Annotated in this window: 7 protein-coding genes; 6 read left to right on the top strand and 1 reads right to left on the bottom strand. The window is 75.4% G+C overall.

All coding sequences use genetic code 11. The features are described 5' to 3' along the window. Nucleotides 1-4: 4 nt before the first annotated feature. The gene (locus ACFPM7_RS05755; protein WP_378244583.1) at nt 5-13,087 is read right to left on the bottom strand and encodes an SDR family NAD(P)-dependent oxidoreductase; all 13,083 of its coding nucleotides are present in this window, start codon (nt 13,085-13,087) and stop codon (nt 5-7) included. Nucleotides 13,088-13,288: 201 nt separating this feature from the next. On the opposite strand from ACFPM7_RS05755, the gene ACFPM7_RS05750 reads away from it, so the two are divergent. The 6 genes from ACFPM7_RS05750 (at nt 13,289) to ACFPM7_RS05725 (ending at nt 22,194) form a co-directional block, all read left to right on the top strand. Further along, entirely contained in the window at nt 13,289-16,360 is a 3,072-nt protein-coding gene (locus tag ACFPM7_RS05750; protein ID WP_378244581.1) for a type 2 lanthipeptide synthetase LanM family protein, read from the top strand. Between the two features lie 24 nt (nt 16,361-16,384). After that, on the top strand, nt 16,385-16,657 hold the full coding sequence (locus tag ACFPM7_RS05745; protein ID WP_378244579.1) for a hypothetical protein: 273 nt from the start codon (nt 16,385-16,387) through the stop codon (nt 16,655-16,657). A gap of 477 nt (nt 16,658-17,134) precedes the next feature. After that, complete coding sequence (locus ACFPM7_RS05740) at nt 17,135-20,050, top strand: ATP-binding protein (RefSeq protein ID WP_378244577.1); 2,916 nt, start codon at nt 17,135-17,137, stop codon at nt 20,048-20,050. A gap of 191 nt (nt 20,051-20,241) precedes the next feature. After that, a complete protein-coding gene (locus tag ACFPM7_RS05735; protein ID WP_378244575.1) occupies nt 20,242-20,541 on the top strand; it encodes a LuxR C-terminal-related transcriptional regulator in 300 nt (99 codons plus the stop codon). Then, nucleotides 20,538-21,437, top strand: coding sequence for an ABC transporter ATP-binding protein (locus tag ACFPM7_RS05730; RefSeq protein WP_378244573.1), 900 nt, complete (start codon nt 20,538-20,540; stop codon nt 21,435-21,437). Before ACFPM7_RS05735 ends, ACFPM7_RS05730 begins: the two co-directional genes overlap by 4 nt. Then, complete coding sequence (locus ACFPM7_RS05725) at nt 21,427-22,194, top strand: ABC transporter permease (RefSeq protein WP_378244571.1); 768 nt, start codon at nt 21,427-21,429, stop codon at nt 22,192-22,194. Before ACFPM7_RS05730 ends, ACFPM7_RS05725 begins: the two co-directional genes overlap by 11 nt. The last annotated feature ends 163 nt before the right edge of the window (nt 22,195-22,357 follow it).

Genomic DNA, 22,357 nt, shown 5'->3' with positions numbered 1-22,357 from the left:
TTGGTCACAGTTCGTTGTCCAGCAAGGCGAAGATCTCCTCGTCCGTCGCCGAGTCGTACCGGTCGAGGACGGGTGCGTCCGCGGCGTCCACGCGGGACAGGAGGCGGCGCAGGTGGTGGGTGGCCGCGGCGCGGGTGGCCGCGTCGGCCAGGACCGCTTCGAGGCGGGTGATCTCGGCCAGCACCAGCTCTTCGGCGGTGGGCGGGGCCGGGATCAGTTCCAGGCTCAGGTAGTCCACGATGGCGGTCGCGGTCGGCTGGTCGAAGACCAGGGTGCTGGGCAGGCGCAGGCCGGTGTCGGCCGCCAGCCGGTTGCGCAGCTGCATGGCGGTCAGCGAGTCGAAGCCGAGGTCGAGCAGCGGGCGGTCGGGGGTGACCGCGTCCGGGCCGGGGAAGGCCAGCACCTCGGCCGCCGCCGTGCGGACCAGGCCCAGCAGGACCTCGCGCTGGCGGGTCGGGCTCAGCTCGGCGAGCCGGTCGGCCCACGGTTCGCCCGGCTCGGCCCGCTTGCGCACCGCGGGGACCAGCTCGCGCAGCACCGGGGACAGCGCGCCCGCGGAGCGCAGATCGCGCAGCGTGGAGGGCGCCAGCGCCGCGCCGATGAGGTCCTCGCCCGCGAGCGCGGCGTCGAACAGGGCCAGACCCTGCTCGTCGGTCAGCGAGCGGACCCCGGAGCGGGCCAGCCGCGCGACATCGGCGTCGGTCAGGTCCGCCGTCATCCCGCTGTCCTGTCGCCACAGGCCCCACGCCACCGACGACGCGGCCTGGCCGCGGTCGCGGCGGTGGCGGGCGAGGGCGTCGAGGAAGACGTTCGCGGCGGCGTAGTTTCCCTGGCCCGCGTTGCCGAGTTGGCCCGCGAGGGAGGAGAACAGCACGAACACCGGCAGGTCGAGGTCCGCGGTCAGCTCGTGCAGGTGCCAGGCCGAGGTCGCCTTGGCCGCCAGCACGCGGCGCAGCGCGTCCTCACCCATCGAGGCGACGGTGGCGTCGTCAAGCACCCCGGCCGCGTGCACGACGCCGACCAGCGGGTGCTCGGCCGGGATGGCGGCGAGCACGGCGGCGAGGCGGTCGCGGTCGGCGGCGTCGCAGGCCGCGACGGTGACCCGCGCGCCTGCCCGCGTCAGCTCGGCGACCAGTTCCTCAGCGCCGCCCGAGCGGCTCACCAGGAGCAGGTTGCCGACGCCGTGGGCCGAGACGAGGTGCCGGGCGACGGCCGCGCCGAGCGCGCCCGTGCCCCCGGTGACCAGGACCGTCCCGTCGCCGGGCGCCCAGGTGGGCCGCTCGGTCCGCGTCCGCACCAGTCTGGGCGCGAGCACGGCGCCGCCGCGCAGCGACAGTTGCGCCTCCCCGGTGGCCAGCGCGGCGGGCAGCGCGGCGTCCGAGGCCGGGTCGCCGTCGGTGTCGACGAGGACGAACCGGTCCGGGTGCTCGGTCTGCGCCGAGCGGAGCAGGCCCCACACGGGCGCGCTCGCCGGGTCGGCGAAGGCGTCGCGGGTGCGCACCACCAGACGAGTGTCCACTGTGGTCTCGTCGGCGATCCGCTCCCGCACCGCGCGCAGGACCTCGGCCAGCGCGTCCGGCATGGCCTGGACCGACGGCGGCGCGAAGTCCAGCACCTCGTGGGCCGGCACCTCGGCGGCCTCCGCCCGCACCGCCACCCAGTCGGTCCGGAAGGCCACGTCGCGGGTCGCCCCGCCGCCGGACCGGGGCGGGCGCAGCGCCAGCGAGTCGACGCTGAGGACCGCGCGGCCGGCGGGGTCGACGGCCACGACCGAGACCGTGTCCTGCCCGATGGTCCTGACCCGGACCCGCAGCGTCCGCGCGCCCGTGGCGTGCACGCTCACGCCCTGCCAGGCGAACGGCAGCACTACCCGGTCGCGGCCGATGACGGCCGCGTGCAGCGCGGCGTCGAACAGCGCCGGGTGCACCCCGTAGCCGTCGACGGGGACGTCGTCCGGCAGGGCCACCTCGGCGTAGCGGTCGTCGCCGTCCTCGCGCAGGGACCGCAGCCCCTGGAACACCGGGCCGTACTCGTATCCGGTGTCGGCCAAGCGCTCGTAGGCCTCGGAGATGTCGACGGCCTCCCCGGAGGGGGTCCACTCGGTGTCCGGGGCGGTCGTGGTGTCGGCCAGCAGGCCGACGGCGTGCCGCGTCCACTCGCCGTCACCCTCCCGCGAGTACAGCGCGACGCTGTCGCCTGCCTCGCCCGGGTCCACCACCATCCGCAGCGTGCGGGAGGTGTCGAGGACCAGCGGCTCCTCCAGCGTCAGCTCGGCCACCGGACCCAGCCGGGCGACGAGGTCGACCAGCGCCGCGCCGGGCAGCAGGACGGTTCCGCCCACGGCGTGGTCGGCGGTCCACGGGTGGGTGTCCGGCCCGACGCGTCCGGTGTGCAGGGACCCGCCGGTGCTCGGGTGCTCGGTGGCCGATGGCGCCAGCGGGTGCCCGTCGCCGTCGGCTTGGTGCCCGCCGGGCTTCGCCGCGAGCCAGTACCGGGTGCGCTCGAACGGGTAGGTGGGCAGTGCGAGGTCCGCGCCACCCAGTTCGGACTCGTCCCAGGAGACCGGGCGGCCGATCACGTGCAGCCGGGCCAGCGCGCCGCCGAACTGGAGGGCGTCGTCGTGGTCGCGGCGCAGCGTGCCCTGCACGTGCGCGTCGGGGACGGTGTCCTGCACCGGGAAGGTCAGCACCGGGTGCGGGCTGATCTCGATGAACGTGCGGTGCCCGTCGGCGGCGAGGGCCTGCACCGTGTCGTGGAAGCGCACGGTGTGGCGCAGGTTGCGGTACCAGTACTCGCCGTCCAGCGGTGCGGCCACTTCGGCCGCCAAGACCGTCGAGTAGAAGCGGGTGTCGGGGGTCTGGGGTGAGAGGTCGGGGAACCGGAGCCGGTCGCGGATCGCCTCGACGTGGTGGGTGTGGGAGGCGTAGTCCACCGGGATGCGGCGGGCCCGGACCCCGTCGGTCTCGCAGAGCGCGATGATGTCCTCCAGCGCGTCCGGGTCGCCCGCGACCACGACCGCCTCGGGGCCGTTCACCGTCGCGATGTCCACGTGCCCGGCGTAGCCCGCCACCAGGTCGCGGGCCCGCTCGACCGGCATGGCCAGTGACACCATGCCGCCGAGCCCGGCGATCGCCCGCAGCTCCCGCGCCCGCACCGCCACCACCTGGGCCGCGTCCGGCAGCGACAGCGCGCCTGCCACGCAGGCCGCCGCGATCTCCCCCTGCGAGTGGCCGATGACCGCGTCCGGGCGGATGCCCCGGGATTCCCAGAGCCGTGCCAGCGACACCATCACCGCGAACAGCGCCGGTTGAATCACATCGACCCGCTCCAGCGGCAGCCGCTCGCGCAGCACCTTCTCCACCGAGTAGTCCACGTACGGGGCCAGCGCGGCGTCGCAGTCGCGCAGAGCGGCGGCGAACACCGGGGAGGTGTCCAGCAGGCCCGCCGCCATGCCTTCCCACTGCGATCCCTGGCCGGGGAAGACGAACACTGTCTTGCCGTGCTCGCCCACCCGGCCCGTGACGAGGGTGTCCGCCGCCGCGCCGTCAGCGGCGGCGCGCAGCCCGGCCAGCAGCCCGGCGCGCTCGCGCCCGACCACCACCGCCCGGTGCTCCCAGCCCGCCCGGCCCCGGGCCAGGGCCGTGGCGGCTCCGGCGAGGTCGGTGGCGTCCTGGCCGACCCAGTCGGCCAGCCGCTCAGCCTGGCGGGCCAGCGCGTGCGGAGTGCGGCCGGACAGCACCAGGGCCACCGGAGCGGGCAGTGCGCCGGCCGGGGCGGGCTCGGCGGGCGTGTGCTCGACGATGATGTGGGCGTTGGTGCCGGAGATCCCGAAGGAGGACACCCCGGCCCGCCGCGCGCGCCCGGTCTCCGGCCAGGGCAGGTGCTCGGTGGCCAGGCGGACGGTGCCCGCCGACCAGTCCACGTGCGGGGTCGGCTCATCAACGTGCAGCGTCCTGGGCAGCTCACCGTGCCGCATCGCCATCACCATCTTGATGACACTGCCGACACCAGCCGCCGCCTGGGTATGCCCGATGTTGGACTTCAACGACCCCAGCCACAGCGGCTGCTCCCGATCACGGCCGTACGCCGCGATCAACGCCTCCGCCTCGATCGGATCACCCAGCCTCGTCCCGGTGCCGTGCGCGTCAACCGCGTCCACATCAGACGGTTGGAGTCCGGCGGCGGTGAGCGCCTGGCGCACGACCCGCTGCTGTGCCGGCCCGTTGGGCGCGGTGAGCCCGTTGGACGCCCCGTCCTGGTTCACCGCCGAGCCGCGCAGCACCGCGAGCACGTGGTGGCCCCTGGCCCGCGCGTCCGACAGCTGCTCCAGCACCAGCACGCCGACGCCCTCCGACCACGCGGTGCCGTCCGCGCCCGCGGCGAAGGACTTGCACCGCCCGTCCGGGGCCAGCCCGCGCTGCCTGCTGAAGTCCACGAACGGCGCGGTGGTCGCCATGACCGTGACCCCGCCCGCCAGCGCCAGGTCGCACTCGCCGCCGCGCAGGGCCTGGGCGGCCAGGTGCAGCGCGACCAGCGACGACGAGCACGCCGTGTCGACGGTGACGGCCGGGCCCTCCAGCCCGAGGTGGTAGGAGACGCGCCCGGAGGCGATGCTGCCGCCGACGCCGATGAAGCCCTCCACGCTGTCGGCCGCACGGCGCACGACCGAGTCGTAGTCGTGGTGCATGATCCCCATGAACACGCCGGTCCGGCTGCCGCGCAGCCCGGCCGGATCGATCACGGCCCGCTCCAGCGCCTCGTAGCCGACCTCCAGCAGCTGGCGGTGCTGCGGGTCCATCGCCCCGGCCTCGCGCGGGCTGACGCCGAAGAACGCGGGGTCGAAGTCGGCGGCGCCGTCGAGGAACCCGCCGTTGCGGGTGTACGAGGTGCCCAGGTGGTCGGGGTCGGGGTGGTAGACGCCGTCGAGGTCCCAGCCGCGGTCGGTCGGGAACTCGCCGATGGCGTCCACTCCCCCGGCCACCAGTTCCCACAGGTCCTCGGGGCTGCGCACGCCGCCGGGGTAGCGGCAGGCCATGCCGACGATGGCGATCAGCTCGTCGGCGGGGGCCGGGTCGACCGCCACGGGTGCGGCCTGGACCGGGATCGCGGCGCCGACGATCTCCTCGCGCAGGTGCTCGGCCAGCGCGGCGACGCTCGGGTAGTCGAACAGCAGGCTGGTGGGCAGCCGCATGCCGGTCGCGGTGTTGACCCGGTTGCGCAGCTCCACTGAGGACAGCGAGTCGATGCCCTGCTCGGCGAAGGGCCGCTCGCTGTCGACCGCCGCCGCGTCGGTGTGCCCGAGGACGGCGGCGAGATGCCCGCGCAGCAGCGCGACCAGCTCGGCGCGCTGCTCGGCGGGCGCGCGGCCGGCGAGCCGGGTGGCCAGGTCGGAGGCGGGCGCGGCGGCGCCCGGCCGCTGCGGGCCCGCGACCGGGCGGGCGAGGCGGACCAGGCCGCTCAGCAGGGCGGGCGGCTCGTCGCGCAGCGCGGACAGGTCGAGCCGCAGCGGCAGGACGTGCGCGCGGTCGGCGGCCAGCGCCTGGTCGAACAGGGCGAGCGCGTCGGCGGTGGGCAGCGGCGCGATCCCCGTGCGGGCCATCCTGGCCAGGTCGGCCGCGCCGAGCCGCTGGCCCATGCCGTGCTCCCACAGGCCCCAGCCGAGCGAGAGCGCGGGCAGGCCCTGGGCGCGGCGGTGCCGGGCCAGTTCGTCGAGGTAGGAGTTGGCCGCGGCGTAGGCGGCCTGACCGGCGGTGCCCGCGGTGCCCGCGATCGAGGAGAACAGCACGAAGGCGGCCAGATCGTGGTCGCGGGTCAGCTCGTGCAGGTTCCACGCGCCGACGGCCTTGGGCCGCAGGACCGCCTCGACGCGCTCCACGCCCAGGCTCGACACCGGGGCGTCGTCCAGCACGCCCGCGGCGTGAATGACGGCTGTGATCCTCCGGTCGGAGAGCCGCCGGTCGGCGAGCACCGCGGCGACGGCGGCGCGGTCGGCCACGTCGCAGGCGGCCACCGCCACGCTCGCGCCCGCCGCGGTCAGCTCGGCCACCAGCTCGGCGACGCCGTCGGCGTCCGCGCCGCGCCTGCCGGTGAGCAGCAGGTCGCTCGCCTGGCCGGTGGCGACGAGGTGGCGGGCCAGCAGCCCGCCGAGCGCGCCGGTGCCCCCGGTGATCAGCACGGTTCCCCCGCCCAGGCCCGAGGACTCGGCCTCGCCGGGAGCCAGGGCGGCGAGCCGGGGTGCCCGCACGACACCGGCGCGCACGGACAGCTCCGGCTCCCCCGCGGCGACGGCGGCGGGCAGGGCGGCGTGCGAGGCGGGATCGTCATCGATGGCGACGGCCGTGAAGCGGCCGGGGTGCTCGGTCGCGGCGCTGCGCAGCAGGCCGCGCGCGGCGGCGGCGTCGAGGTCGTCGGCGCGGGTGAGCACCACGAGCCGGGCGTCGGCGGTGCGGTCTTGGGCGAGCCAGGTCTGCACGGTCTCCACGAGGTCGCCGAGCGGGACGTCGCCGTCGGCGAGCACCACCGGCGGCACCTCGCCGCCGTATCCGACGGCGTCGGCCAGCGAGGGCAGGTCGTAGTGCACCTGGACCTGGCGGCCCAGGCCGAAGGCGACGTCCTGCACCAGGTCGGTGTCGCCGATGACCGCCCACGGGGCCTCACCCGGGTCGGCGGGCCCGACCTCGGTCCACCGCACCTCGTACAGGGTGCGCTCGGCCAGGCGGTCGGTCCGGGTGGTGCGCAGCGCCAGCGAGGCCGCGGTGACGACGGGTGCGCCGAGGGCGTCGGTGGCCGTGATGGCGACGGCGTCCGGTCCCGCCGGGCTGATCCGGGCGCGCAGCACCCCGGCGCCGGGGGCGTGCACGCGCACGCCGGTCCAGGCGAACGGCAGGGCGATCTCCCCGGCGCCGGGGCTCGGGCGGTCCAGCACGACCGCGTGCAGCACGGCGTCGAGCAGTGCGGGGTGCACGCCGTAGGGGCGGGCGTCGTCGGGGTCGACGGCGACCTCGGCGCAGAGGTCCTCTCCCACCCGCCAGAGCGCCCGCAGGCCCTGGAAGGCCGGGCCGTACTCGTAGCCGCGCTCGGCCAGGACGGCGTAGGCGTCGGTGAGGTCGACCGGCTCGGCGTCCGGCGGCGGCCACGGCCCGGCGGCGGCGGCGCTGTCGGAGTCCGGTTCGGACACCAGGCCGGAGGCGTGCCGGGTCCAGTCGCCGGCCTCGCGCCGGGAGTACACGGCCACCCGCCGCACGCCCGCGTCGGCGTCGGGCTCCTGGTCCCCGACGACGACCTGCACGGTCAGCCCCTCGGGGCCGAGCACGCAGGGCGATTCCAGCGTCAGCTCGTCCACCGCCGCGGCGCCGACGTGCGCGCCGCCGTGCGCGGCCAGCTCCAGCATCGCCGTGCCGGGCAGCAGGACGGTCCCGCCGACGGCGTGGTCGGCCAGCCAGCCGCGGGTGTCCAGCGACAGCGCGCCGGTAAGCACCGTCTCCCCGGTTCCCGCCACCTCCACGGCGGTATCGAGCAGCGGGTGGTCCACATCGGAGCGTCCGCCCTCGTGCGAGGACAGCCAGAACCGCTTGCGCTCGAAGGGGTAGGTGGGCAGCTCGGCGGCCTGCCCGCCGGGGGCGAGCGCGGCCCAGTCGATGGCGGGCCGCCGCAGGTGGACGGCGGCGGCCGCGGTGAGCGCGGTCCGGTTCTCGCCGTGCCCCTTGCGCAGCAGCGGAACCGCCGTGACGGTGTCCTCGGCCAGCGCGTCGGGGACCATGGCGGCGAGGGTGCCGCCGGGGCCCAGCTCGATGAAGGTGTCCACGCCCTCGGCGGCCAGCGCCCGCAGGCCGGGCAGGAACCGCACGGCCCCGCGCACCTGCTCCACCCAGTGCTCGGGGGTGGCCAGCCGGGCCGGGTCGGCGAGTTCGCCGGTGACGTTGGTGACGATCGGGATGCGCGGCGGGTGGAAGGTGAGCCCGGCGGCGACGGCGCGCAGGCCGTCGAGCATCGGCTCCATGAGCGGGGAGTGGAAGGCGTGGCTGACCCGCAGGCGGGTGGTCTTGTGGCCGCGCGCGGTGAGGTCGGCGGCGATGGCCAGCACCGCTTCCTCGTCGCCGGAGAGGACCGTCGCGAGAGGACCGTTCAGGGCGGCGACGTCGACACCGGCGTGACCGGCCATCGCGGCGCGCACAGCGTCCTCGCCCGCGCGGACCGACACCATCGCCCCGGTCTCGGGCAGCGCCTGCATCAGCTCGCCGCGCGCGGTGACCAGGCGGGCGGCGTCGGGCAGCGAGAGCACCCCGGCGACGTGGGCGGCGGCCAGTTCGCCGATGGAGTGACCCATCAGGTAGTCGGGCGTGATCCCCCACGACTCCAGCAGGCGGAACAGTGCCACCTCGATGGCGAACAGCACCGGCTGGGTCCAGCGGGTGCTGTCCAGCCGCGCGGCCTCCGGGCTGTCCGGCTCGGCCAGCACCAGCTCCAGCAGCGGCAGCTCGCCGAACGCGGCGGCGATCTCCGCCAGCGCCGCGCGGAAGGCAGGCCGGGTCTCGTACAGCTCGCGGCACACCCCGGGTCGCTGGGAACCCTGTCCGGAGAACAGGAACGCGGTGCGCCCGGTGGGCGCGGCCGTCCCGCGCACGGCGTTGTCCGGGGTCGTGCCGTCGGCCACGGCGTCGAGCGCGACGAGCACGTCGCCACCGATGACGGCGGCGCGGTGGGCCAGCAGCGGCCGGGAACCCAGCGCACGGGCGACGGCCCCAGGGTCTTCCGACCGCGAGCGCAGGTGCGCGGCCAACTGCCGGGCGTGGTCGGCGAGTGCGGTGGGTGTGCGGGCCGAGATCACCCAGGGCGCATCGGCGGGCCGGGCCTGCTCCTCGGCCGACTCCGTGATCGGTTCCGCGATCGATTCCACGATGACGTGGGCGTTGGTGCCGGAGATCCCGAAGGAGGACACCCCGGCCCGCCGCGGGCGGTCAGCATCCCAGGCCCGCTCCTCGGTGAGCAGCCGGACCGTGCCCGCCGACCAGTCCACGTGCGGGGTCGGCTCATCCACGTGCAGCGTCCTGGGCAGCTCACCGTGCCGCATCGCCATCACCATCTTGATGACACTGCCGACACCAGCCGCCGCCTGGGTATGCCCGATGTTGGACTTCAACGACCCCAGCCACAGCGGCTGCTCCCGATCACGGCCGTACGCCGCGATCAACGCCTCCGCCTCGATCGGATCACCCAGCCTCGTCCCGGTGCCGTGCGCGTCAACCACGTCCACATCAGACGGTCGAAGTCCGGCGGCGGCCAGCGCGTCCTCGATGACCCGCTGCTGTGCCGGGCCGTTGGGCGCGGTGAGCCCGTTGGACGCCCCATCGGAGTTCACCGCCGAGCCGCGGACCACCGCCAGCACCCGGTGCCCGCGGGCGCGGGCCGCCGAGAGCCGCTGGATGACCAGCAGGCCGACGCCCTCCGACCACGCGGTGCCGTCCGCGCCCGCGCCGAAGGACTTGCACCGCCCGTCCGGGGCCAGCCCGCCCTGCCTGCTGAAGTCCACGAACAGCCCGGGGTTGGCCATCACCGCGACACCGCCCGCGATGGCGATGTCGCAGTCGCCCGCGCGCAGCGACCGCACCGCCATGTGCAGGGCGACCAGCGACGACGAGCACGCCGTGTCGACGGTGACCGCCGGGCCCTCGAACCCGAAGTGGTAGGCCAGCCTGCCGGAGGCGACGCTGGCGGTGGTGCCGGTGAGCAGGTATCCGTCGTAGCCCTCGACGGGCCGGTGCAGGCGCGGGCCGTAGTCCTGCGACATCGCGCCGATGAACACCCCGACCGGCGTGCCGCGCAGGTCGGCCGGATCGATGCCGCCGTGCTCGAAGGCCTCCCACGCCGTCTCCAGCAGCACCCGCTGCTGCGGGTCCATCGCGGTGGCCTCGCGCGGGCTGATGTCGAAGAACGCCGCGTCGAAGCGGTCGGCGGCGTCCAGGAACCCGCCGCGGCGGGTGTGCGAGCCGCCGAGCCGGGCCGGGTCGGCCAGCGCGCCGAGGTCCCACCCGCGGTCGCCGGGGAAGTCGCCGGTGGCGTCCACGCCGTCGGCGACCAGCCGCCACAGCTGCTCGGGCGAGCCGACGCCGCCCGGGTACCGGCAGGCCATGGCCGAGATGACGATGGGGTCGTCGTCCTCGGCGGGCCCGGCGGCGGCGCGGGCCGGTCGCGCCTCGCCCGCGAGATGGCGGATCAGCGCCAGCGGGGTCGGGTGGTCGAACAGGACCCCGGTCGGCAGGGCGGCCCCGGTGGCGGCGCTGAGCCGGTCGCGCAGGTCGACCGCGCCGAGGGAGTCGAAGCCCAGGTCCTTGAACGTGCGGGCCGGGTCGACCGCGTCGGGCGAGCGGTGGCCGAGGACGGCGGCGGCGTGGGTGAGCACCAGGGTGGCCAGGTCGGTGTCGGCGCGGCGGGCGGGAACCGGGGGCGCTGCGGCGATCGCCGGGCGCGCGGGCGCGCCCGTGCCTGCGTCGATCCAGTGGCGTTCGCGCTGGAAGGCGTAGGTGGGCAGGTCGACGGCGCGACCGGTGACCAGCTCGGTCCAGCGCACGGCGGCGCCGTGGGTCCAGGCCTGGGCGGCCGAGCGGAGGAACCGGTCGAGCCCGCCGTCGTCGCGGCGCAGCGACCCGACCGTCGCGCCGGTCATGTCCAGGGACTCCAGCAGCTCCCCGACGCCGGTCACCAGCACGGGGTGGGCCGACTGCTCGACGAACAGCCGGTGGCCCGCGCCGATGAGCGCGCGGACCGCGGCGTCGAAGCGCACGGGCAGGCGCAGGTTGCGGTACCAGTAGTCGCCGGTCAGCTCGGCGGTGTCGAGCAGCTCGCCGGTGGTGGCCGACAGGAACGGCACCGACGAGGACCGGGGCTCCAGCCCGGCGAGCGCGGCCAGCAGATCCCCGCACAGCGCCTCGACGTGGGCGGAGTGCGAGGCGTAGTCCACCGGCAGCAGCCGCACCGGGACGTCCCGGGCGGCCAGCCCGGCGCGGATCGCCTCCAGGTCGGGCAGGTCGCCGGAGAGCACGGTGGAGGCGACGCCGTTGACCGCGGCCACCGACACCGCCCGGTCGCCGATCAGCGCCTGGGCCTCGGTGTGGCCCAGCCCGACCGACAGCATCCCGCCGCGGCCCGCCAGCACCTGGCCGATCAGCGCGCTGCGCAGCGCGACGACCTTGGCGCCATCCTCAAGGGACAGTCCACCCGCGACGACAGCGGCGGCGATCTCGCCCTGCGAGTGGCCCACCACGGCCGCGGGCTCCACCCCCACCGAGCGCCACAGCGCCGCCAGTGACACCATCACCGCCCACAGCGCGGGCTGCACGACATCGACCCGGTCCAAGCCGGGAGCCCCCGGCCCACCGGCCAGCACCTCGCGCAGCGACCAGTCCACGTGCGGAGCGAGCGCGGTCGCGCAGGCGTCGATGGACGCGGCGAACACGGGCGACTCGGCGAGCAGCCGCTCCCCCATGCCCGCCCACTGCCAGCCCTGGCCGGGGAAGACGAACACCGGACCAGGGCCGCCGACCACCCGGCCCGCCACGGTGCCCGGACCGCCGAGGCCCTGGGCCAGCCCGTCGAGCCCGGCGGCGAAATCGGCGGACTCGACGCCGAACACCACAGCCCGGTCCGACAGCGCCGAGCGGGTCGCGGCCAGCGAGGCCCCGATGTCGGCGGGGTGGTCGCGCCCGGCGACCTCGGCCAGCAGCCGGGCCTGGCCCGCCAGGGCGGCGCGGCCGTGCCCGGACAGGACCCAGGGCAGTTCACCGCCCGTGCGCCCGGTCTCGGGCTCGGGGACCGGAGGCGGCGCGGAGAGCACGACGTGGCAGTTGGTGCCGCCCATGCCGAAGGAGGACACCCCGGCGACGGCGGGCCCGTCCGGCCACGGACCCAGCTCGCGCTGGACCCGGATGCCCAGCTCGTCCATCGGGATGCGCGGGTTGGGGCGCTCGTGGTTGAGGCTCGGCGGCAGCTGGCCGTTGACGATGCTCAGCAGCACCTTGATCAGGCCCGCGACGCCGCCCGCGCCTTCGAGGTGGCCGATGTTGGTCTTCACCGAGCCCACCGGCAGCGGCGCGCGCCGCCCCGGGCCGAACACCGCGCCGACGGCCGCGGCCTCGATCGGGTCGCCCACGGCGGTGCCGCTGCCGTGCAGCTCGACGTAGCGCACCTCGGCCGGGTCCACGCCCGCGCGCTGGTAGGCCAGGCCCATGGCCTCCTGCTGGGCGAGGGCGCTGGGCACGGTCAGCCCGGCGCTGACGCCGTCGTTGGTGACCGCGCTGCCCAGCAGGACACCCAGCACGGGGTCGCCGTCGGCCAGGGCGGCCGAGAGCGGCTTGAGCACGACGAGGCCGCCGCCCTCGCCGCGGACGAACCCGTCGGCGCGCTCGTCGAAGGTGAAGCACCGGCCGCTGGGGGACAGCCCGCCGAAGCGGGCCGCGCTGAGCGTGCTCTCCGCGGCGAGGTTGAGGTGCACGCCGCCCGCGACGGCCAGCGTGGACTCGCCGCGGCGCAGGCTCTCGCACGCCATGTGCACGGCGACCAGCGACGAGGACTGCGCGGTGTCGACGGTGAGGCTGGGCCCGCGCACGCCGAGCGCGTAGGACACCCGGTTGGCGATCATGGCGCGGTGCAGGCCGGTCATGGAGAACCGGTCGATCACGCCCCGGCCGCGGACCAGCGTGGCGTAGTCGTCGGCGATCGCGCCGATGAACACCCCGGTCCGGGTGTCGCGCAGGTCGGCGGGCACGACCCTGGAGCGCTCCAGCGCCTCCCACGCCAGCTCCAGCACCAGCCGCTGCTGGGGGTCCATCGCCGCGGCCTCCTTCGGCGAGATGCCGAAGAAGGCGGCGTCGAAGCCGTCGACGCGGTCGAGGAAACCGCCGAAGGGGTACTCGGGCTCGGCGTCGCCGCGGCGCTCGGGCGGGATCTCGGCCACCGCGTCGACGCCGCCGCTCAGCAGCGCCCAGAACCGGTCCGGGTCGGCGGCGCCGGGCAGCCTGCACGCCACGCCGATCACGGCCACCGGCTCGTCGGCGGAATCAATCCGGGCACGGGAGTCGTCGACCGCAACCATCGTTCACCTCTCCACTGGGTGGACCTGAGGGCGATGATCCGGGCACGTCACGGCCCTGGTCGATGCCGCCGCGGTGGCAACAATCGGCCGGGCAGACCCTGCCCGCTCCCCCATCAGGCAGATGTCAGCGACAAGTGGTAGAGGCCAATGTGGGGGCTGCTCCCCTACTAGGGGACACCGTGAATCGTGCACGGTTCAGAGGTGACGATCTCATCCGATCCCCCGCCGAACAGGCCAGACCCGGCCTGGTGGGCGGGAGCGCTGGCCCTGGCCGAGCGCCTGCCCGCTCCCGCACCGGGCGAGGACGCCGCCGCCCGCGCCCGGCTCGACCGCTGGCGGGCCGTCTGCGGGGGCGGTCTCGCGGGCAGGCTCGCCGACACGGGACTGGACGAGACGGCGCTGCTCGCACTGCTGGCCGAGCCGCGGACCCGCCTGGCGGCCAGGACGGCGCGACCGGACTGGGCCGAGACCGTCGACACGGCCGTGGCCGGGGCGCCCGCGGAGTCCGCCCCGCTCGCGCTGCCCGCCGACCCGGCCGCCGCGTTCGCCGTCCCGCTGCGCCCGTTCATCGACACCGCCGCCGAGCGGGTGGCCTCGGCCTGCCCGACCGGCGTGGACGCCGCCGCCGTCACCGCGGGCTTCGCCGACGAGCTGGCCACCCGCCTGGTCGCCATCGCCGCCCGCACCCTGGCCCTGGAGCTGAACGTGGCTCGGGTCAGCGGCGCCCTGGCGGGCGACACCGCCGCCGAGCGCTACGCCGACTTCGTCCGCGGCTGCTGCGCCGGGCGGGCCGTGGCCGCCCTCTTCGCCGAGTACCCGGTGCTGGCCAGGCTGCTGGCCCAGGCCGCCGAACACGCCGCCGACGCCCGCGCCGAGCTGCTGCACCGCTTCGCCGCCGACCGCGCGCTGCTGGTCAAGACCCTCATGGACGACATCGACCCCGGCGCGGTCGTGGCCGTCACGGCGACCTCGGGCGACTGCCACGGCCGGGGCCGCGCCGTCGCCTCGGTGCGCTTCGCCGACGGCCGCCGCGTGGTCTACAAGCCGCGCGAGCAGCAGATGCAGGCCCGCTTCGCCGACCTGGTCGACTGGCTCAACGGCAAGCTCGCCTGGCTCGGCCTGCGCGTCCCGGCCGCTCTGGTGCGCGACGGCTACGGCTGGGTGGAGCACATCCAGGCCCGCCCGTGCGCCGACCTCGCCGGGCTGGACCGCTTCTACCGCAGGCAGGGCGCGCTGCTGGCGCTGCTCTACGCCGTCGACGGCACCGACATCCACGCCGAGAACGTCATCGCCGCGGGCGACCAGCCGGTGCTGGTCGACGTGGAGACCCTGCTGCACCCCACCCTGACCCCGCCGATGACCGTCGCCCCCGACCCGGCGACCGTCGCGCTCACGTCCTCGGTGCTGCGCACCGGGCTGCTGCCCACACCGGTCATCGGCGACAACGGCGCCATGGACGTCTCCGGCCTCGGCGGCGACCGCGACGCCGAACTACCGGTCACCGTGGCGCTGTGGGAGGCCACCGGCACCGACGAGATGCGCCTCGGCCGGGGCACGGCCCGGTACGCGGGCGCGGCCAACCGCCCGTCGGTCGACGGCGTCGACGCCGAACCCGCCGCCCACCAGGCCGCCCTGCTGGCGGGCTTCCGCGCCGCCTACACCGCGATCGTCGAGCACAAGGCCGAGCTGCTCGCCCCCACCGGGCCGGTGCTGGCCTGCGCCGACAGCGAGATCCGCGTGCTGGTCCGCCCCACCCGCACCTACGCGACCCTGCTGGACGAGTCCACCCACCCCGACGTGCTGCGCGACGCCCTCGACCGCGACGCGGTGTTCGACCTGCTGTGGGCCGACGGGATGCACCACCGCGCGCTGGCCGGGCTCGTCCGGCACGAGATCGCCGACCTGTGGGCTGGCGACATCCCGCTGTTCACCGGCAGGCCGGGCTCGCGCCACGTGTGGACCACCGACGGGCGGCGGGTGCCGGACCTGCTGGAGCGGCCCAGCGCCGACGCCGTCACCGCCAAGATCGCCGCGATGGACGAGCTGGACCTGCTTGACCAGGAGTGGCTGATCAGGGCGGGCCTGGCCACCCGGGGCGCGGTCGCCGAGCACCGCAGCGGCCCGGTCCGGTCCGGCCCGGTGTCGGCGTCGGTGCCCGACCCGCACCGGCTGCTGGCCGCCGCGGGCCAGATCGGCAACGAGATCGCCGCCCGCGCCCGCCACGACGAGGACGCCGCCAACTGGCTGGGCGTCGAGCCGGTGGACGGGCGGGCCTGGGCCGTGGTGCCCATGGGCGCCGGGCTGGCCGACGGCTACACCGGGGTCGCGCTGTTCCTGGCCCAGCTGGGCAGGCTCACCGGCGACGCGCGCTACACCGACCTCGCGCTCAAGGCGCTGCGCCCGCTGCCCCGGCTGCTGAGCGTGCTCGCCGACAACCCCGCCATCGCCCGCACCATCGGGCCAGGGGCGTTCGTCGGCCTCGGCGGCATCAGCTACGCCCTGGCCCGCCTGGACACCCTCCTCGACGGCGGCCCCTCCCGCGACTGGCTGGCCACCGCCGTCGAGCTGACCGCGGGCGCCGACAGCGGCGGCCGGGGCATGGCCGCGGGCCGGGCGGGCGCCCTGGCGGCGATGCTGGCCGTGCACGCCGAGACCGGGCTGGACTCGGCGGCGGCGGCGGCCGACACCTTCGCCGGACGGCTCATGGCCGACGCCGACGCGCGCGCAGGCGCCCACCCCGAGGCTGACGAGGCGCTGCCCTCCACGGGTTTCGGCGGCGGCCACGCGGGCGTCGGCTGCGCCCTGGCCAGGTACGGCACCGGGGACGCCCTGCGGGCCGCCCACGCCGAGTTCGCCGCCGACACCGACCCCGACCGGCTGCTCGCCGAGGGCAATCTCAGCTGGTGCACCGGCCTCGCGGGCGCGCTGCTGGCCCGCACCCCGCTCGGCGAACCGCCCGCCGAACACCACGTCGAGGCCCTCCGCGCCGCGGCCGTCGGCCGCGACCTGAGCCTCTGCCACGGCGAACTCGGGACGCTGGAAGCGCTGGGCGCACTCGCCGAGCGCGGCAGCGACCAGGCCGCCGCCGCGCACGCCCGGCGCGCCGCCGACGTGCTCGGCGCGCTTGAGGTCTACGGCCCCCAGGGCGCCGCGCCCGGCGGCATTCGCTCACCTGGCCTGCTGTCCGGGCTCGCCGGGATCGGCTACGGCCTGCTGCGGGTCGGCTTCACCGACTCGGTGCCGTCCGTCCTGCTCATCGAACCCACCCGCTGAACCTCCACCCCAGAAGGAGACCCCATGACCGCCATCCTCGCCGCCCCGTCCGACACCACCCAGATCGTCAGCGCCGAGATCGTCAGCGCCGAGATCGTCAGCGCCTGGAAGGAGACCCGGTTCCGCGTCGCCGGTTCCGGCGCCGCCGACGGGCACCCCGCGGGCCAGTTGCGGCTGCCGGAGCTGGGCGGACGGGTCAGCCGCGCCAACGCGCTCGCCGGGTTCGCCGCGGGCGCGGCGATGTCGATGCCGGTGTACCCGACCCTGACGCTGGCGGTCACCGCCTGGCCGCGCTAGGGCGGCCACCCGCCCTGGTGGTCGATCCGGCCGACGACTATCCTATTCCGCCATCCGCGCGGCGACCGCGAACAGCGATTCAGTCCACACCCGACGCGGATTTCGATACTGCACCCGACTTTCTTTACCGATGGCTTCCGACCTCTTTCCCACCACCGGGGCATCCACCCGGTCAGCTCAAGGCAAGTGGGCCGATCGTCGCAATCGCGACCACACATCCCACCATTCCGACTGACCCATTCGGATTTCGGAAAGTGCCTACAAAAGTGCCTCCCGACCTCCGCATACCACCCCCCTAGGCTCCACACTGGACCTCGACGGGAACCGACTCATCGTGGCCCGCCGCACAAACTGCCGGTCGGCCGGTCCGAACACCTGTCGTCGCGCCGCTCCGCCGGGAAGGTCATTTCACCGAACACCGCCGCGGCACCCTTTGGCACGAGCCCGTTATGACCGCGCAGTGGATATCGTCGTGTCATGCACACTCGCGCCGCCCGGGTAGTTGGACGCGAACCCGAACTCATGGCCCTGGACCGCGCCCTGTCCGGGGCACGCGCCAACCGGGGCACGGCGGTGTTCCTGGCGGGCGAGCCGGGCATCGGCAAGTCCCGCCTGGCCGCCGAGGCCGCGGGGCGGGCCTTCGCCGCGGACATGCGGGTACTGCGCGGACGGGGCAGCACCCGCGGCGCGGCGGCGGTGCCGTTCCGGCCGCTGACCGAGGCGCTGATGTCGCTCTCCCGCGGCGGGGAGCCGCCGCCCCTCGGTGAACTCGGCGCCTACCGGCCGGTGCTGGGCCGCCTGATCCCGGACTGGGCCCAGGACGGGGCGGGCTCGGAGTCTCTGGTGATACTGGCCGAGGCGGTGCTGCGGCTGATGGCCCTGCTGGGCCGCGACGGCGGTTGTCTGCTGATCCTGGAGGACATGCACGACGCCGACGCCGAGACGCTCGCCGTGCTGGAGTACCTGCTGGACAACCTGCAGGAGCAGCCTTTCGCCCTGCTGGTCACGATCCGCAACGAGCCGTGCGACGCGCTCGACCTGGCCCGCTCGGCGGCCGGGCGGCGCGCGGGCACGGTGCTCGACCTCGACCGGCTCGGCCCGGAGCAGACCCGCAGCCTCGTCGCGCACTGCCTGGACACCGACCCGACCGAGGTCCCCGACGCCGCGTTGGACCGATTATGGCGCAACAGCGCCGGGAATCCCTTCGTCGTCGAGGAACTGCTCCGCAGCATGGTCGACACCGGCCTGCTGGTACCCGTCGGCCATGGCTGGCGGATCGTCGCCGGGATCGACACCGAGGTGCCCGCGACCCTGGTGCGCAGCATCGCCCTGCGCGCCGACCGGCTCGGCCCGCAGGGCAGGCGGCTGCTGTCGGCCGCCGCGGTGCTCGGGCGCCGGTTCCCGCTCTCGGTCGTGCAGCAGGTGACCGGCATGGACGACCGCAACCTGCTCAGCCACCTGCACGCGGGTGTCTCCGCGCTGCTGCTGATCGCCGACGAGCCCGCCCCGGACTGGTACGCCTTCCAGCACCCGGTCGCCGGTGAGGCGCTGCTGGCCGAGCTGACCCCGACCGACCGCGCGGACCTCTCCCGCCGCGCCGCCGATGCCGTCGAGGCCATGCACCCGGAGCTGCCCGGCGAGTGGCGTCAGCTGGTGGCGTCCCTGCGGGAGTACGCGGGCGACGCGGTGGGCGCCGCGCGGCACTTCAACGAGGCGGGCAGGCACGCCCTGGCCGACGGCGCCGCCCGCTCGGCCGTGGTGCTGCTCGAACGCGCCCAGCGGCTGCTGGCCAGGCACGACGACCCGGAGACCGGCGCCGCCGTGCTGGAGACCCTGCTCTACGCACTCGCCGAGGCGGGTCGCTTCGACCGCGCCTTCGAGCTGTGCGGGACGCTGGACGAGCTGGGCGGCATGAACCTCGACGCGCGCCGCCGCGCCGCGCTGCGGGTGCGGCTGGTCTGGGTGGCGATGGTCGCGGGCCGCTGGAGCGACGCGGTGCGCGAGCTGGCCGCCGCCCACGCGCTGCTCGGCCCCGACGCCGACGACGTCGACCGGGCCTCGCTGGACGCCGCCGCCGCGGAGCTGGCCATCGAGGCCCCGGGGGCGCACCGCGACCCCGCGCGGGCCGAGCGGCTGGCCCGCCAGGCGATGGCCGCCGCGCAGCGCGCCGGCCTGCCCGCGATCGTCTGCCAGAGCTGGCAGGTGATCGGCACGGTCACCCGCGAGCGCGACCTCGCCGAAGCGGGCGAGTGCTTCCGCAGGGCGCGGCAGGTCGCCGAGGAGCACCGGCTGCCGATCTGGCGGGTGTACGCCCTGGTGCGCAGCGCGGGCAACGACTGGCTGCGCCACGGCGACGTGGCGAACCTGGAGGAGGCGCAGCGGGCGGCCCAGCGGGTCGGCGCGGTGAGCCTGGGCTACGTCGTGCAGGGCCTCGTGGCCATGGACGCCGCGCTGTGCGGGCGCTACGAGCTCGCCTCGGTGCTCCTGGACGAGTGCCTGGACGCCGTCACCCGCCTGAAACTGTCCTATGTGGCCCGTTACGCGCTGCTCACCAGGGCGACGGTCGCCGCGCACCAGGGCAAGCGCAGGGAGATGGAGGGGGCGCTCACCGAGTTCGGCGAGTGCGGGGACTCCGAGGACACGTCGCTGACCCACGGTCTGGCCCGCGCCTTCTGCGCCCTGATGGAGGAGAAGGCCGACCTCGCGCTGCGCGAGCTGGACAAGGCGCGCTCCGCCGACGAGGACAACCCGCTCACCAGTCACCTCGCCGGGCACCACGGACTGCGCCTGTTCCTGCGGGTGCGCGCGGGCCAGGCGGACTGGCCCGAGTACGAGCAGGCCGCGGCCGCCGAGCCGAGCCGGATGCGCTGGAACAGCCAGTTCACCCACCTGGCGCACGCGGTGCTGCTCGGCCGGTCGGGGTGGGCCGAGCAGGCCGAGGCCGCCGTCGCCGAGGCCCAGCGCGCCGCCGCCGTCTACGGGACGGCCCAGCACCTGGGCCTGCGACTGGTCGCCGACGCCGCCCTCGCCGACGAGTGGGGCGATCCCCAGGCCTGGCTGCGCAGCGCCGAGGAGCACTTCCACCAGGCGGAGGTGCCCGCCGTCGCCAGCGCCTGCCGCGCCCTGCTGCGCCAGGCGGGCGCGTCGGTGCGCCAGCGCCGCACCGGCACCGACCGCGTTCCCGCCGCCCTGCGCGCGCTGCGGGTGACCGTGCGCGAGTACGAGGTGTTCGAGCTGCTGGCCGACCGGCCGGGCAACAAGACCATCGCCGCCCGGCTGCACATCTCCCCGCGCACGGTGGAGAAGCACATCGCCAGCCTGATCGTCAAGATCGGACTGCACGACCGCGACGCCCTCAACACCTACGCGGCCTCGCTGCTCTCCCGCGCCTGACCCACCTCCCGACGAAACCCCGGTCACCCAGTGGCCGGGGTTTCGCGCGCATGGGGGCTCTCCCCCATAGCCGAACTCCCCGTGCCCGCGGCGAATGTGGGGGTGTTGCCCCTACGGCCGTTCCGCCACGGCCGACCAAGCTGGGGTCACCTGGCCGAGGCCAGGGAGACATTGGCAAGGAGGGAAAGGACATGACGCTTCCCGGATTGGACACCGCCGAGAGCGCGCTGCCCACGACCGATTCCGCGCACTTGAGCCACCGCGAGCGCGAAGTGCTCGACCTGCTGGTGAAGGGGCTGACGAACCGGGCGCTCGGGCGCAGGCTGGGCATCTCGGAGCGGACCGTGCGCGAGCACATCGCGCGAATCTTCCTCAAGCTGCGCGTCGGCTCCCGCGTCGAGGCCGCCGTCATCGCCACCCAGTGGCGGCTGGCCGCGGCCCCCGCGCACGGCATGACCGCCAACTCCCGAATGGCAGGGCACAACCGATGATCGCACCCCCGCTGGTCGCCGAAGGACTCGTCAGGCACTACGACGAGGTCCGCGCGCTGGACGGCTTCGACCTCATCGCCCAGCCCGGCGAGATCGTCGGCCTGCTCGGCGCCAACGGCTCGGGCAAGACGACCTTCGTCGAGACCGTCACCGGTCTCGTGCGGCCCACCGCGGGCCGGGTCGAGGTGTGCGGCGTGGACATGCTGCGCACCCCGAGGCAGGCGCGGCGCCACCTTGGCTGCGCGCCGCAGGACGTCGCCATGTACTACTCGGCGACGGTGAAGGAGAACCTGCTGGTGTTCGGCGGCCTGGTCGGCCTGCGCGGCCCCGCCCTGCGCACGGCGATGGACGAGGTCACCGGCCAGATGCGCCTGGAGTCCGTTATGGACAAGCAGGTCGGCGTGCTCTCCGGCGGGCAGCGCCGCCGGGCGCAGGTGGCCACCGCGCTGCTGGGCAAGCCGTCGCTGCTGCTGCTGGACGAGCCGACCGCGGGCGCCGACCCGCCGACCAGGGAGGCGCTGCTCACCGCGGTGCGGGCCAGGGCGGCCGAGGGCGCGGCGGTCATCTACACGACCCACTACCTGCCCGAGCTGTCGGACCTGGACGCCAGCCTCGCCGTCATCCGGGCGGGCAAGGTGATCGCGCGCGGCGAGCAGGACAGCCTGCTGGCCGGGCTGATGGGCGAGGTGAAGGTGCGGTTGGACGGTCCCATCCCGGACCGGCTGCGCGACCTGGGCCGCGTCGAGAACGACGAGCTGCACCTGCCGAGCATCGACCCGGCGCAGACCCTGGCCGGGCTGCTGGCCGACGGGCTGGTCCCGCTGTCGGTCGACGTGCGCAAGCCCAGCCTCGACGACCTCTACGAGTCGCTGGAGATGGTCACCAATGCTGGTTGAGAACCGCCACCGGATCGGCTCGATGATCCGGCTCAACACGACGCTGCTGCTGCGCGAGCCCGGACCGGTCGCCAGCAGGCTGATCATGCCGCTGGTGCTGATCGGCGTCCTGCACCCGCTCTACGTCGCCGCGCTCTCCGGCGCGGGCGAGGGTGCGGGGACCACGCAGATCGTCTCGGGCATGCTCGTCATGTTCTCGATGTTCGCGCTGTCCATCGTGGGGTCGGCGATCCTCACCGAGCGCTCGTGGAAGACCTGGGACCGGCTGCGGGCGACGCCGTCGGCGTCCTGGGAGCTGCTGGTCGGCAAGGCGATCCCGGCGCTGGGCGTGCTCGTCCTGCAGCAGGTCGTCGTGCTCACCTACGGCTACGTCCTGTTCGGACTGTCGATCGAGAGCCTCGGCCTGCTGACCATCGCGGTCGCGACCTGGGTGGTGACGCTGCTGTGCGTGGGCATGATGCTGGGCGCGCTGGCCAGGAGCCACAGCGAACTGGCCGTGTACTACGACATCGGCGGGATCATCCTCACCACGCTCGGCGGGGCCCTGGTGCCGCTGTCGCTGATGCCGGGCTGGGCGCAGACGCTGGCCCCGCTCTCGCCCGGGTACTGGGCGATGGACTCCTACCGCTCCGCGCTGTCCGGCGATGTCGGGTCGCTGCTGCAGAACTCGGTCGTGCTGCTGGCGCTGGCCGCGGTCTCGGGAGCGATCGCGTCCTGGCGGATCACCCGGGGATGGGGCCGCAACAAGCTGCTCTGATCCCGGCGAGCACGTCGGCAGGCCGCCACCACCGCGGTGGATGGCGGCCATACCGACAGCAGGAGCCCTTGGGAGGCGGAGTGTCACCACACCGCCTCCCACGTCAGAGCGGATCAGACGGGGCAGACCGCGCGGAGAGCGGACACGGCGCGGGCGGCGGACA

Source organism: Actinokineospora guangxiensis, from assembly GCF_042657845.1.
Lineage (GTDB): Bacteria > Actinomycetota > Actinomycetes > Mycobacteriales > Pseudonocardiaceae > Actinokineospora > Actinokineospora guangxiensis.
The sequence above is the reverse complement of the archived record's forward strand: the minus strand, read 5'-3'. Positions and strand labels throughout refer to the sequence as shown.

Excerpts from the sequence above, each read along its gene's own strand:
- ACFPM7_RS05730 (WP_378244573.1), top strand. The coding sequence starts at position 20,538 with ATGATCGCACCCCCGCTGGTCGCCGAAGGACTCGTCAGGCACTACGAC.
- ACFPM7_RS05745 (WP_378244579.1), top strand. The coding sequence starts at position 16,385 with ATGACCGCCATCCTCGCCGCCCCGTCCGACACCACCCAGATCGTCAGC.
- ACFPM7_RS05735 (WP_378244575.1), top strand. The coding sequence starts at position 20,242 with ATGACGCTTCCCGGATTGGACACCGCCGAGAGCGCGCTGCCCACGACC.
- ACFPM7_RS05725 (WP_378244571.1), top strand. The coding sequence starts at position 21,427 with ATGCTGGTTGAGAACCGCCACCGGATCGGCTCGATGATCCGGCTCAAC.
- ACFPM7_RS05755 (WP_378244583.1), bottom strand. The coding sequence starts at position 13,087 with ATGGTTGCGGTCGACGACTCCCGTGCCCGGATTGATTCCGCCGACGAG.
- ACFPM7_RS05740 (WP_378244577.1), top strand. The coding sequence starts at position 17,135 with ATGCACACTCGCGCCGCCCGGGTAGTTGGACGCGAACCCGAACTCATG.